The sequence below is a fragment of the Herminiimonas sp. NPDC097707 genome, from assembly GCF_044761395.1.
Classification (GTDB): domain Bacteria; phylum Pseudomonadota; class Gammaproteobacteria; order Burkholderiales; family Burkholderiaceae_D; genus Oxalicibacterium.
Genome location: NZ_JBIWCI010000001.1, coordinates 2175840 through 2190055 on the forward strand (window position 1 = coordinate 2175840; position 14216 = coordinate 2190055).

12 protein-coding genes are annotated in these 14216 nt (G+C 51.7%); all 12 read right to left on the reverse strand.

Features of this window, described 5'->3' with window-relative positions:
• Positions 1 to 294 precede the first annotated feature (294 nt).
• The 12 genes from ACIQW9_RS10555 to ACIQW9_RS10610 all read right to left on the reverse strand — a co-directional run bounded on the left by ACIQW9_RS10555 (position 295) and on the right by ACIQW9_RS10610 (position 14214).
• Complete coding sequence (locus ACIQW9_RS10555; protein ID WP_402336395.1) at positions 295 to 1992, reverse strand: methyl-accepting chemotaxis protein; 1698 nt, start codon at positions 1990 to 1992, stop codon at positions 295 to 297.
• Between the two features lie 65 nt (positions 1993 to 2057).
• Positions 2058 to 2534 carry a chemotaxis protein CheW gene (locus ACIQW9_RS10560; protein ID WP_402336398.1) on the reverse strand — a complete coding sequence of 159 codons (477 nt, stop codon included), beginning with the start codon at positions 2532 to 2534 and terminating at the stop codon, positions 2058 to 2060.
• 510 nt (positions 2535 to 3044) lie between these two features.
• Positions 3045 to 4265, reverse strand: a complete 1221-nt coding sequence (locus ACIQW9_RS10565; RefSeq protein ID WP_402336401.1) for a porin — start codon at positions 4263 to 4265, stop codon at positions 3045 to 3047.
• 262 nt (positions 4266 to 4527) lie between these two features.
• Complete coding sequence (locus ACIQW9_RS10570) at positions 4528 to 5247, reverse strand: YoaK family protein (protein WP_402336404.1); 720 nt, start codon at positions 5245 to 5247, stop codon at positions 4528 to 4530.
• A 123-nt stretch (positions 5248 to 5370) separates the two neighbouring features.
• Positions 5371 to 7794 carry an acetamidase/formamidase family protein gene (locus tag ACIQW9_RS10575; RefSeq protein ID WP_402336406.1) on the reverse strand — a complete coding sequence of 808 codons (2424 nt, stop codon included), beginning with the start codon at positions 7792 to 7794 and terminating at the stop codon, positions 5371 to 5373.
• A 279-nt stretch (positions 7795 to 8073) separates the two neighbouring features.
• On the reverse strand, positions 8074 to 8268 hold the full coding sequence (locus tag ACIQW9_RS10580; protein WP_011872457.1) for a DUF1427 family protein: 195 nt from the start codon (positions 8266 to 8268) through the stop codon (positions 8074 to 8076).
• Positions 8269 to 8311: 43 nt separating this feature from the next.
• A complete protein-coding gene (locus ACIQW9_RS10585) occupies positions 8312 to 8521 on the reverse strand; it encodes a XapX domain-containing protein (protein WP_011872458.1) in 210 nt (69 codons plus the stop codon).
• 95 nt (positions 8522 to 8616) lie between these two features.
• Positions 8617 to 10047, reverse strand: a complete 1431-nt coding sequence (locus tag ACIQW9_RS10590; protein WP_402336411.1) for an acetamidase/formamidase family protein — start codon at positions 10045 to 10047, stop codon at positions 8617 to 8619.
• 594 nt (positions 10048 to 10641) lie between these two features.
• Entirely contained in the window at positions 10642 to 11682 is a 1041-nt protein-coding gene (locus ACIQW9_RS10595) for an XdhC family protein (RefSeq protein WP_402336414.1), read from the reverse strand.
• Positions 11683 to 11691: 9 nt separating this feature from the next.
• On the reverse strand, positions 11692 to 12396 hold the full coding sequence (locus ACIQW9_RS10600; protein WP_402336417.1) for an ABC transporter ATP-binding protein: 705 nt from the start codon (positions 12394 to 12396) through the stop codon (positions 11692 to 11694).
• A complete protein-coding gene (locus tag ACIQW9_RS10605) occupies positions 12383 to 13177 on the reverse strand; it encodes an ABC transporter ATP-binding protein (protein WP_402336420.1) in 795 nt (264 codons plus the stop codon). Before ACIQW9_RS10605 ends, ACIQW9_RS10600 begins: the two co-directional genes overlap by 14 nt.
• Entirely contained in the window at positions 13174 to 14214 is a 1041-nt protein-coding gene (locus ACIQW9_RS10610; RefSeq protein WP_402336423.1) for a branched-chain amino acid ABC transporter permease, read from the reverse strand. Before ACIQW9_RS10610 ends, ACIQW9_RS10605 begins: the two co-directional genes overlap by 4 nt.
• Positions 14215 to 14216 lie beyond the last annotated feature (2 nt).

Here is a 14216-nt window from a genome sequence, read left to right on the forward strand (position 1 = left end):
ATTTCTTTTTAAATTGTTATCGACAGAAGGAAAACCGCATTGTGAATACCAGACGAATCATCACACATCCCGCTCTGGGATGAAAATTTATACCCGCTTGCCTGATCGTTCCGTGCGCCAGGCAACAAATACATGCAAACAAATAAAAAACAACACATGAAGAGAAGCCGTTGCAGCACATGTCATGAATGGTTGCCGACAAAGGAAAAAGCGTTCCCGCGAGAAATCGCATGTGCATAAAAAAACCCGCTGAAAACAGCGGGCTTTTTGTGCATACCGGCAGTGCCGTTTAACTTAAAACTCTTCCCAATCGTCGCCACTGACCGGACGAGCTTCATTGGCAATTTTCTTCGGTGCCGGGCTGGCTGCAAACTGGCGCGTTACCGGCGCCTTGCTTGCCGCAACCGGCAGGCGTGTCGCAACTCTGGTGTTGTTTGCTACGCCATCCAGTTTGAATATGCTCACTGCTTGCGCCAAGTTCGCCGCTTGTTCATTCAGGGATTCCGCAGCAGCGGCAGCTTCTTCCACCAAGGCTGCATTTTGCTGGGTAACTTGATCCATCTGACCAATGGCTTGATTCACTTGCTCGATGCCGGCACTTTGCTCCTGGCTGGCGGCCATGATCTCGGACATGATGTCAGTCACACGCTTGACGCTGTCGACCACTTCCACCATGGTTGTTCCTGCTTCTGCCACCAGCTTGCTGCCGGTATCGACTTTATCAACCGAATCGTCGATCAATGTCTTGATTTCCTTCGCCGCTGCAGCCGAACGTTGCGCCAGACTGCGCACTTCCGATGCAACCACCGCAAAGCCACGACCTTGTTCGCCGGCGCGCGCGGCTTCCACTGCTGCATTCAGCGCCAGAATGTTAGTCTGAAATGCAATACCGTCAATCACGCCAATGATATCGACGATTTTTCTCGCCGAGGTATTGATGCCATCCATCGTATCGACTACTTTCGACACGACCGTGCCGCCTTTTTCCGCCACACCGGAAGCAGTGACGGCGAGCTGATTGGCTTGTCGTGCATTGTCGGCATTTTGCTTGACGGTAGAAGTCAGTTCTTCCATCGACGATGCGGTTTCTTCCAGCGAGCTGGCTTGTTCTTCAGTACGCGACGACAGATCCAGGTTGCCGGATGCGATCTGATTCGATGCGGTTGCAATGGTATCGACACCTGAGCGAACCTGCGTGATGCTGGTGGTCAGGCTGTCATTCATATCCTTCAGAGCTTGCAGCAACTGGCCGGCTTCATCCTTTGAGTCCACTGTGATGCGGCCGGTCAAATCGCCGGAAGCAACGACACGCGCCACCTCTACCGCATAGCCCAAAGGCCGAGTAATACTGCGCGTTAATATCCATGCCAGCACGATGCCCAGCGCCAGTGCAATCACGCCAAGAGCGATCAGGGTATTACGACCTGATTCGTAAATGTCATCTACGTGCTTCCTCGCTGCTGCAAAAATTTCCTCCTGAAAATCGACTGCACCCTGAACGGATTGTATGTAGGCGTTTGCTGCCGGCACCATTTTTGAATCGATCATTTCTTTCAGCGCGACTCCACCATCACCACGCTCTTCCGCCTTGAGCTTGAAAGTAGCGTCGCGAATGGCACTGTAAGCACTACGCTTTTCAGCGACAGCCGCCATCATTGCCTTGCCTTCAGCACTGACAATCATTGCTTCCAGCTGCTTTTGCACTTTGCTGACGTCAGCGCTGACTGTGGTCATTTCCGCCTGCAGAGATTTTTCCTCTTCTGCACTATTGGTTTTCACGCGGGCAAAGGTACGCACCGTATTGGTGGCGATGCCTCTGATCCACTGCTCAGACAGACGCTCTTTGACCGTTGCCTCTTCCATCGCCGCAGTCGCTTCCGCAACGCTATGCAGGAACCAGACGCCCAAGGCTGTCATTGACGTCATCAGCACCAATATCAGCGCAAACGCAACACTCAGCCTGACGCCGATTTTCCAATTTTTAATTTTCATTTATTCACCCAATATAAAAATTCTGCGATATCAATATATCGAAGCAAGAAGTTGCTGCCATTAGCTTAGGCAGCGATTTTTTCGATCAGCCCCATCTCCGACGAGGACATCAACAAATCGATGTCGACCAGAATCAGCATGCGCTCTTCTATCGTGCCCAGACCGAGCAGATAATCGGATTTCATCGTCGAACCCATTTCCGGTGCTGGCTTGATTTGCTCTGCACTGAGCGTGATCACATCAGAAACACTGTCAACTACCATCCCGACCACGCGCGTGCCGATATTGAGAATGATCACAACGGTGAATTGATCGTAGCTGGGCTCTCCCAGATTGAACATGATGCGCATGTCTACGATGGGCACGATCACGCCGCGCAGATTGATCACGCCCTTGATGAATTCAGGAGCATTGGCAATCTTGGTCACGGCGTCGTAACCACGAATTTCCTGCACCTTCAGGATGTCGATGCCGTACTCTTCCCGGCCCAGGGTAAAAGCCAATACTTCGTTCCCGTTTAAGGATTGTTGCTTGTCTTGCATGGGAGCTATCCAGAATGCTTACGCACCTCCTGTAAAAGCAAGGCGATGCGCAATAGGTAGGGGGGATGGGGAAATTTGCCGCTAATTCCACATGAAGGCGATTACTACATGGATGTATAACGGCACTCGCATCACCAAACTTTAATTTCCACGCAGCAATTAAACAATGTTTAACAATTCATCGAAAAATTGTCATATTTGCCAACATATAGTCAAAGCCCGGCAGTGTCTAATTCACAAGAAAAAAACGGCGTCTCATCAAGAGGCGCCGCTTTTTGCTTGTGAATCTGAAAAGGGAATCGTCAAAACGGTTATGTATGGCTTACATCGCAAACAAGGTTAACCTCACGCCTCTTTAAGAGATGGACATTTGGCGAACGCAGACAATCAAACAATGTTGGCAACATCGCATCAGACTTCAATAATGTCCCCCATCAGATTTCTGCAGACATACTGAGGCCAAACATTGCCTCATCAGGACAGAACAGCTGAACTGCCCTGATGAATGCGTCAGAAGCGCTGACGAATACCCACGCCCAAGCTGATGCCAGTGGATTGATCTGTCAGCTTGTCGTAACTGACGACGCTATAAACATCGGTACGCTTGGAGAGGAAGTAGTCATAGCCCAGCGAGGCTGTATTGCGGATGATCGACGATTTTCCACCCGAGCCCCCCAACACGGCACTGAAATCGCCATCTGCCTTCACATTGGTTCGCGCCCAGGAGAACAGCACAGAACCTTTACCTATAGGCACGCTGGTACCCAGTTGAACCGTATTCGATTTCAGATCGTATTGGCTGTCATTCGCAATCCCAATCAAGCGGTTCGTCGAATAATTCAATGTCCCGAAGAGCTTCATGAATTGCAGGTCATAGGCACCGCCTACAAACCAGGTGTCATTCCTGGACGCAGCCAGGGTATAGGTCGCTCCAGTTATCTGGTTGTAAGGCGTAAATGTGAAAACCTGCGAATCCCCGCTGACAACGGCATCGAGCGGATTGTTGACTTTTACAGACTGAAAGTAAGCGCCGAAAGAAAGCGGCCCACTCTCATACATGGTATTCGCGCCATAGTTGTTCTTGCCCGAATTCCCGGCCTGCTCGCCAAGTTGCAGGAACAGGCTGGTGGTAAATCCACCTAGTTTCGGCAAGACGTACATGATCTCGTTGCTCCAGCCCGTATCTCCGGACACGGTAGGCGACCAGGCTTGTCCACGATAGCTGCCTGATGGCGTTTGCGTATGCAGTTCGAGCGGGGAAAACGCGAATGAACCACCGAACGGACTGAAGCTCAGTGTAGGAATAAAATTAGGCGCCAGATCACGCCCCAGAGACACGCGTCCAAATGAACCGGAAAGTCCCACGTTGGCATCCCTAGAGAACATCGAGTCCCCATTGAAACGCCCCGCAGCGCCCACATCAGGACGGATGAAACCGGTCAGCGCGAAATGCGCCTGCAAGCCGCCGCCGAGGTTTTCCGTGCCCTTCACCCCCCACCACGATGTTTCCATGCCACTGCTGTTGACAACCGATTTGCTTCCGGCATCGCCGCTATTCTTGATAGAACCAGCAAAAGCATCGACCGTTCCAACAAACTGTACCGAGCTCTGCGCAAGCGCATTGATTGAAAATGCCGACACAGCAAGAGCCAGTACGCTACTAACAACATGATGCACTGCCAACTTTTTTGACAACTTCCTCTTTAAGGATAACCGTGTGATTGCCTTCATTGTCTCTCCTCCTATAGTTATGTCTATGCGCTTGGACGCGCTTCTAAACAAATCAACATGTCAGCCACTGATTTGATTAGGCAATACTAGGAGAGAAGTCTTGTGCGATCTTGTCTTACAACGAACAAGTCATTGTCGAAGATCGGCATTTGAAGCTTGCGAGCCATGCTCGCAATATGCCGGGCGTTGAAAAAGCCGGTCGAAATGCGTCCGATAGCGCTGTATATCTGATGCACGACGCGGAGGCATGATCGCGCATCACCTAAGGTCCCGCCTTACCCCATTTTTCCACACATGCCAAAATGAGTATCATCGCAATCGGCAGCAACAATGCTTGAAATCCTAAGCGGGCGTATGCAAATGCGGCAAGTAGCGCCCCTAAGCCGAAAGCGATAATTGGCCAAAAATACTTTGCGAAATTACGACGTGTGCGATTGTCCCCGCCTTCGACAATAAGCTCAACGAGTTCGATGATAAGTTGGGTCACATTTCCGGTCATCATTCCTGTTGGGGTAAGGTCAGTTAACAATATTCGTCCGCAAGCACTGTGTACTCCCATTGCCATGGCCGCAACCATACCTGTGAGCATTGCGAGGCTGGATATATTTTCTTCGTCGAGCGGATGGGCGCTCATTCCGGCAAGCATGAACGCAATGAGAAGAACCATTTCCAGCACGTACAAAAAAACGAGTGCATTGCGCGCATTTTTCTGACATCTGGAAGCGATAATTTTGGCGAGGGCGACGCCAACAATAAAAGCCGGAAAAACCAATATTTTTAAAATAGGGAAAGTGTGTCCCGGCGTCGCCAGTTCTGCCCCCAGAAGCACAAGGTTGCCAGTGATGTGCGCCGTGAATAAGCCAAACAAGGCCATAAATCCGAGCGCATCAACATAACCGGCCAAAAAACCTAAAGTGACATTTAGCGTCAGCACTGAATTTGTATTTTTATCAAATTTCAGTTGCCTCAATAACCATTGCATACTAGCTAACGATACCAAGAGGCTGTTGAAAAGATACGGCCCTGCCTACTGCTTTCAGAATGCCGGCTGTCACTTGCTCACATTTCTCCGAGATAGCCGATAACGAATTGATCATGCTCGCGATCATGAGATATCAGGGAAAATTGACTTGCGAATGATTGCGTGTACGCCCCAATTGCCATTCACCACTTGCGTCACACCAAAATCCACTCCGACTGAAATCACGGAAATTGCCTCATCCTCGGTCAACTTGTGCGCCGTCATCAGATAACGACGCGCCTTGCGAAAAGCATCCCGCATGGCCAAATCCAATGAAGCCTTTTTATATACGTCTGCCTGCGCATGCGGCCCTAATTGAACAAGGTGATTTGCGCAGCTGAACCCTTGTATCACCCATTCTGTTTCAGTCTCGAGAAATGGATAATCCAGATCGGCGAAGAAGCCTCCTTCCAGATCCCTCTTCTTGTGCAGGACAAGCTGAAATTTTCCACTTAGTGAGCACTCGATGGCTGTGCCGCACAGTTCGGAGTCCCCTTGCGACGCATGAGAATCACCCACCGAGAAAAGTGCCCCCTCTACTGCCACCGGCAGATAAAGAGTGGCGCCTTTCGTTGCGCGCCAATTATCAAGATTGCCGCCAAAGTAACTCGGCGGAACAGAGTCGATGGGATCTTCGTGTGCCGGCGCGACCGCAAGAACACCGAAATGCGGACGAACAGGAATGCGAACGTTTTTTAGAACTTCGAAGTTCTTGACGATGCTGTCGTGATCCACCGGCACGCCCGGATAATCGATGGTTTCATGGACGACACCAAATGGATCGGTTTGAGGAGTCCAGCGATAGTTATAAACTGCCTTGGCGCAACTACCATGGTCGGCATCCAGGATTTCGTAAATGGTTACTACCTCTCGCGGCTTCGGCTCCGTCAGCAGGTCGTGATAATGAAACCCCCACCAGGATGCAACATTGCTGCCAAACGACTGACCGGCAAACTTCGGATTTGCTGCAGGCCTCGGCATCACATCGAGAATGCGAATCTCCAGCACATCCCCTGGCTCAGCATTTTTTACATATACAGGCCCGGTGCAGATGTGCACCCCGAACCCTTCTCCTGCACCACGTCCGAATATTGAAGCATCGATAGGGCCCGCCCCTCTTCGATCAATCGCCTTTTTATCTTTATCCCAGAAGAATATGCTTTCAGCACCGGCATCTCCCTGGATCATTCTTTCATAATCATCGTAGGCATGTTGAGTGATCGTCTCGATCGTCACATAGTCGCCGGAATTGACGGCAAGAATGGGTTTGATAAGACTGCTGAAGTAGCCCCAATGAACCGTCTTCGAGTTGGCCGGAATGTAGTAATGCGCGCCAGCATATTCCTCATCATCTGCATCCTCAGCTTTATGCGAATCAGAGGATTGATTTGGCACCAGTGCAATGGCGGATTCGAGAAGAGCCGCCTCCACCAAGACCTCGGCAAAGCGCGCATTCCATGGCAATTCTTCATTCTGCAACAAGACATTCTTTGCATGTTCAGTAGAAGAGGGACCAGGCCGGCCACGCAGCTCATATCTCTTCGTTACCGATTTTGGCTGCGATCTATATCCCTTGGGCGAGATGCCAAACTCTGAATGAAACGCGCGACTGAAGTTGGCGGCATCATTGAATCCCCATCGAAAGCAAAGCTCGGAAATTGTTAAGTGCTTCAGACTCAGGTTGGACAAATCAATACGACATCTGTCCAGCCGCCTCTTCTTTACATACTCGCCGAAGGTTGTGCCTGCAGATGCAAACAGCTTTTGAAGATAGCGAGCGGATAACTGCTCGGATCGTGCGATGTCAACCGCGGAAAGCTCTGGATCGGTCAGCCTGGCCTCAATCGTTCTACAGATGCGTCTTAGATGACTGAGCTGCATCGAAGTCGAATGGCTCACATCCTCTTCTTCTTTGTGAGCCAGACTCGCAACCAGCATCGTGCTAAGCGCGTCTTCCATTTGCTCCAGATCTCCCGAGCCAAGCGAAGCGAGCTGACACGTTATCGCATTTACAAACTCCAACGCGATGTTCCCGACACCTGATGCCGAAGATATCTTGCAAATGTCCGTTTTTCCCGTATGCATGAGCCTGGATATAAAGTTGGCCTTCTCCAAGCGGATAACAGAGGCACGAAATGCGGAAGTCAGCTCCAATCTCCATTGGCGAGATGAATCCAGAAGATAGATATCTCCAGCTGAAACTGCGGCAGTTTCAGCTCCGACGTCGATTTGTCCGACGCCCTCAAAGAGTACAAATACGATGACGGAATCTGTTCGCGTGAGCATCGCAGGATCACGCGCCGAAAAAGCTTGAGGAGATGCGTTCAGCGTACTGAATACCGAGCCCGGCTGAGAAACGCCGAAAGTGATATAGCCCATCAGGGACGCCTTGTTCTTGCTTGCAAGCTCCGACTTCAATACAAGGCTGGCTAGTGCGTTCTGCCACGCCGCCTCACGCAGCTCTACTGGAAATGCATCGGTGGAAAATGTATGAGACTCATCATGCATGCCTGGACCTTTCGTTATCAATCTCCTTTGCCAATACTAGGGCAACTGAAACAGGAGAATCCAGCTTTATCATGCGAGGTGACACATTTTTGATGGAAAACGAAAGGGACTTCCGGAATTTTCAGTTGACTGTTTTCAAGACCGTCATGATCGCATGACCTCCAAGCCCTGTTTTCGTCCAACCTTTTTCCGGAAGTACACGCCCCTATCGGCTGGTTTTTTGCACAGTATGCAAAACCTAGCTTATAAAAAATGGCGGGAACCCGCCAAAGGAGGCACCTAGCCCACAAAAACCAGTTGGCCGCGCATCGCTGCAACGGCAAGGTAGCCGATAAAAGTGCCCACAATGGCGAAGATGCCGCCAAGCACGTTGGGCGCCGGAATCGGTGCACGCACCGACGTATAGAGCAAGCCGGTAACAAGACCGACGCCAGACGCCAGCAATTCAGTTGAGCCAAAACCAATTTCGATCATGAGTGTCTCCTGTTATATGAAATGATTTTTTTCGAAAGACGCATCACTCTTTCGGCGGACCAAATACGACAGCCTTGCGGACCACTTGTACGATCAGATAACCGACGTACGTAAAGATGATGGCCATAATGCCGCCGAGAACGGGTGGCGCGGGAATCGGCAAGCTCAGCCACGTGTACAGTCCACCCGTAATCAGGCCGACGATCAGCGCCACGATTTCATTTCTACCTACATAGACGTGTTCCGGTTTCATTTTTGCTCCTCCTTGTAAAAGCCTTTCGGCAAATTTCTTCCTCTGGATATTGGCATCGCACCGGCGGCATTCACACCGGTGCGATATCACGTCGATTATTTAGGGAAGATGTTTTTCTTGATGATGGCGTGCACGCCCCAGTTACCGTCCACCACCTGCGTAATGCCAAAGTCCACTGAAATAGAAATCAGCGAAATGGCTTCGTCCTCGGACAAATTGCGCGTATTCATGAAGAATCGGCGCGTCTTGTTGAAGGCATCGGTCATTGCCGTATTGAGGGAAGCCTTGCTGCACACCTCCGCTACCGGATCTGCGCTATTGGCAAATTCCTTGAGGTAATTCGGGCAACTGAAACCATGGACAATCAGTTCGCTGGCCGTTTCGAGCAAGGGATAGTCAAGCTCATAAATCTTGGTACCCGGCAGATCCGCTTTTTTATGCAGGATGAACTGGAACAGGCCGGTCAGAGAGCACTCGATTGCGGTACCACAGAGTTCCGCATCGCCTTGCGAAGCATGCGGATCGCCTACCGAGAACATCGCACCTGGTACCGCGACCGGGAAGAAGCAGGTCGCGCCTTTTCCCATGCGCCAGTTGTCGAAATTGCCGCCGGTATAGCTGGGCGGATTCGACGAGGCAGCATCCACCTCGGAAGGTGCCAGCCCGATCAGACCGAAGTGCGGGCGTACGGGAATTTCGTATCCCTTCAGAATGTCGTAGTTGGGTGTGATCGTGCGCTTGTCGACGGGAACGCCCGGGTAATCGATGATGGGGTGCACCTTGCCCCAAGGGTCGGTTTGCGGCGTCCAGCGGTAATTGTAGACAGCCTTTGCCGACGTCTGGTCACCGCTTGCATCCACCTCGTAGATGGTGATGACTTCGCGTGTCTTTGGTTCGGTGATGAGGTTATTGTATTGAAACCCCCAGTTGGCAGCTGCATTGACCCCAAAGCTTTTCCCTCGGTAATCGGGATTGCCAGATGGCCGCTGCATCGTATCGATGATGCGCACTTCCAGCACGTCGCCCGGTTCGGCGCCATTGATGTAGATCGGGCCGGTGCAAACGTGCACACCCATACCGCCGCCAGAGCCCACCGGATGATCCATCGGTCCCACACCACGGCGATCCACTGCCTTGGTCTTGGCATCCCAGTGGAAGATACTTTCGACACCGGCGTCGCCCTTGACCATGCGATCGATATCGTCATTTGAGTGATGCGTCACGGTTTCTATCGTCGCGTAATCGCCGGATTCCACCTTCAGCAGCGGCTCCATGATCTTGCTGAAATATCCCCAATGGATGGTTTTATTGTTGGCCGGGATGTAGTAATGGCTAACGTTTTCACCGGCTTTTTTGGAAGGCAGAGGGCGTTGCGTAACGCCTGCCTGCCCTGCTGCCCCGGCGGTGGACTTGCCTCCTATGCTGGCACGCAAACTGTGACGGGCTTCTGCAAATTCTCCCTGCAGATCCGCATCATTCAGATGTGAAAAGTGGTTGCATCCAGTGCTGCAAATATGATCTGACATATGTCTCCTAATCTTCTAAGGCACCACTTGATCGTGGTCTGGATCAAATCATATGAGGGAAAAATTTTTGATTCTTGTTTAGAGGCGCACTATTCATTGTCAAATGTGTTGTGCATGCCCCCAAACGACTGCTGCATGCCTATGTACGGTACGGCGCAAAGCGCCTGTGCAAGAGCATTAGCTCGCCACAACTCCTGAAACACAGGAAACCAGCAAAACGAGCACGCAAGAAAAAACCCGCTAAATCAGTAACTTAGCGGGTCTTGTTTGCAGAATTAAACTACTAGCTTTCAGAATGGTTGTGCTTACCAAAATATGTAAACAAAACCTTCATTAGAGGCATTTCACGCGGGGATTATTTAATTTTGGATTAAAACGTAGACAAATATGAGAATTAGGCGCTATTTGTTTACGTTTTCTGAAATGAGATGCCGGCAGATGCGACGCTTTGTATTCACCATAGCCACTAACTCCGTCAAGATTAAATCCTAACAAAGTCCAACTATTTATCTTTTCAAACAGCAGATAATTCTACAGAAAGTCAGAAATCCAATGACGAATGGCTGCTTTCATTGAGATGCCAAACGTTCACCGTCAAACGTAATTGGCCGAGACCAGAGACATATCAAGCTCATGCATCTGCTTGTTGCTTGCCACATCAAGATCCGCGCGCCACACACCGTTCTTGGCCGCAACGACCTCTGCCATGATACTGATGGCAATCTCGGATGGCGTCTTGCTACCGATGTAAATCCCGACAGGGCCGTGCAACCTTGCCAGACATTCATCGCTTAGTTCGAAATGCTCGGCAAGTCGCATTCTGCGTGCAGCATTGTTGCGTCGACTGCCTATCGCACCAACATAAAATGCCGGACTCGTCAGTGCTTCGATCAGCGCCAGATCATCGAGCTTGGGGTCATGGGTTAAGGCAATGACGCAACTACGTTGATCCAGCTTCATTGCAATCACCGCATCGTCCGGCATACCATCGATGAACTGCACATTCGGCACCGTCCAGCCGCGCTTATACTCTTCGCGCGGGTCGCAAACCGTCACTGCGAAACCGCTGAACACAGCCATCGTCGCGAGGTATTCAGTGAGTTGCCCCCCACCTATCAGCAACATGCGATAGCCCGGCCCGAAGACTGCCTTTACTTCATGTTTGGTGACGACCAATGCAGAGGGACGCTCTGCAGGTGTCAAGGTGACATGCCCACTGGCAAGAGCAATACTGCGTTGTACCAGCGCACCACCCTCCAGTTGCCTTACCAGTTGGTCGAGCACTGTCGCATCCGGGTTGAACTCCAGCAGCAGTTCCAGTGTCCCGCCACAGGGCAGTCCGAATCGATGTGCCTCATCGGCGGATAAACCATAACAATCCCATTGCGGACAGCGCGCGGCGCCATCCACCGTAACAAACGTCTCCCCGGTCGCAAAACGCGCAATCAGGTCATCTTCGATACAACCGCCGGAGACCGACCCGACCACACTGCCAGTTTCGCACAAGGCCATCAGCGAACCCACGGGTCGCGGCGAAGCGCCCCAGGTTCTCGTTACTGTCACAAGTACGGCATTCTTTCCTTGCGAGCGCCAGTCACGCAAAGTTCGCAGCACGATCAGGTCGAGGTTTTCCATCAGACTTCCTTATCCGCCCAGATAGGCGCGACGAATTTCCGGGTTGGCACGCATCTCTGCAGACGTCCCCTGTGTCACGATATGACCGTTTTCCAGCAGATAGCCACGATCGCACATAGCGAGTGCGGCATAGGCATTCTGCTCCACGATCAGTACCGTCGTTCCCTCGCTACGGACTTCCTTAATCAGAGTAAATATCTGCTCGACGATATTAGGTGCCAATCCCAGCGATGGTTCATCAAACATCACCAACTTTGGGCGTGACATCAAGGAACGCGCAATCGCCAGCATCTGCTGCTCGCCGCCGGACAACGTTCCGGCAACCTGCTGTATGCGTTCACGCAAGCGTGGAAACTTGTCAAACATGCGTTCCATGTCGTCGCGCACCCTCACTTTATCCTTGCGGCGATACGCACCCATCTCCATGTTTTCGCGCACGGTCAGTTGCGGGAAAACACGCCGTCCTTCAGGACAATGCGAAATACCACAGTCGAGAACTGCTGCCGGCGATGCACCTGATACGAGGTGACCATTCATGCGGATACTGCCATGTGCCAACGGCTCAAGCCCGTTGATGGCACGCAAGGTAGTCGACTTGCCGGCACCATTGGCGCCAATCAGCGTGACAATCTCGCCTTCATGCACTTCCAGTGAGATCTTGTTGATGCCGGTAGTGGCACCGTAGCGTACGGTGATTTCTTCAATTTTCAGCATGTTCAATCCCCGATCCAAGATAGGCACGAATGACTTCTGGGTCATTCTGAATTTCCGATGGTGAACCAGTAGCGATCAAACGCCCATAGTTCAACACCACGATATGATCCGAAATCGACATCACCATGTGCATGTCATGCTCCACCAGCAGCACGGTGACACCGCTCTGGCCTATGCGTCTGACCATTTCCTTGAATTCTTCCGTCTCCGAAGGATTCAGACCTGCAGCCGGCTCGTCCAGCAGCAGTACCTTGGGCTTGGCTGCAAGGGCAAGTCCTACGCCCAGCAGCCGCTGCTCACCGTAGGACAAATTGGACGCCAGGGTATTGGCTCTTGCGCTCAATCCCAGGAAGGCAATCAAGTCATGCGCCTGCGACTGCAAACTGGCCTCTTCACGGCGAAACGCCTGCGTCCGCAACAAGGCTTGCAATACGCCGCATTGTCCTTTCAAATGCAAGGCAGTGAGAATATTCTCCGCGACGGTGCAAGCCGCAAAGATGCTGGTGCGCTGAAAGCTGCGCACCAGGCCAAGCTGCGAGATCTGTTCTGGCGCCATGCCGGTAATGTCATGACCGAATAATTTGATCCGACCTGAAGTCGGTTTCATATAGCCGGAAATAACGTTATAGGTCGTCGTCTTACCGGCACCATTAGGGCCGATCAAACTGACAATCTTGCCAGCCGGCACAGAAAAACTGGCGTTATCAACCGCCGTCAGGCCGGCAATACGCATGGTCACGCCTACAAGTTCGAGCGCGGAAGTGGTGTTCATTTTGCTCATGCTGTTTTCCTCCGTATAACGGGTGCCTGCTCTTTCAACGCTTTTGAAGAAAAACGACGCAGCAGATTACCGGCCGATGGCACCACGCCTTTAGGCATATAGACCAGTACGGCTATCATCAGTACGCCGTAGATTATCCATTGGATTTCAGGCGATACCACACCACGCAACACCTCCGGCAACAGGCCAAATAACAAGCCACCAATCACAGGCCCTGCAAGCGTGCCCTTGCCACCGACGATGACCATGATGACCATCATGATGGTGAACATGAACATGAAGACATCGGGATCAATGATCCGGACTGTATGCGCATACAATCCACCTGCTGCACCTGCAATACCGGCCGCAAAAATGGTAGCGATACCAAGATAGTGAGTAACGCGTATGCCGACCGAACGCGCCAGCGTTTCATTCTCGCGCAAGGCAATCATCGCGCGACCCACGCGGCTATGGACGATGGCAGCCACCAGCAGATAGGCCAGCACGCCTATGCCCAGTACCAGCCAATAAGTTGACGCCTTGCTGACCAGGTCGATCACACCTTGGCCCGGTACCCACATCGTCAGTGCCGGGACGCTGTTCAATGCCATCGGCCCTTCTGTCAAATCAACCCAGTTCAGCGCGACCATGCGTGTGACTTGGGCAAAACTGATCGTGACAATCACGAAGTAAGCGCCACGTACTCGGAACGCCAACTTGCCGAGCAACCATCCAGCAACAGCTGCTACCGCAATGCCACAAATAAATGACAGCCATACTGGTTTAGGAGTGACTACCAGCGGCGTAGTCATGCCCCACAGCGTGACATCAAAACCCAGCGACATGAGCGAGGTCGTGTACGCACCCAGACCAAAGAAAGCCACATGTCCAAGACTCAGCTGCCCGGTAAAACCCAATAACAGATTCAGACTGATTGCGGCAATGATAAAGACACCAGCCGATGCGACGACCGATAACACGTATGGATCAGGCCATACCATTGGCAGCAGAGCCAGTGCCAACACAGATACAAGAAAAGTAATTTTCTTATTCATGA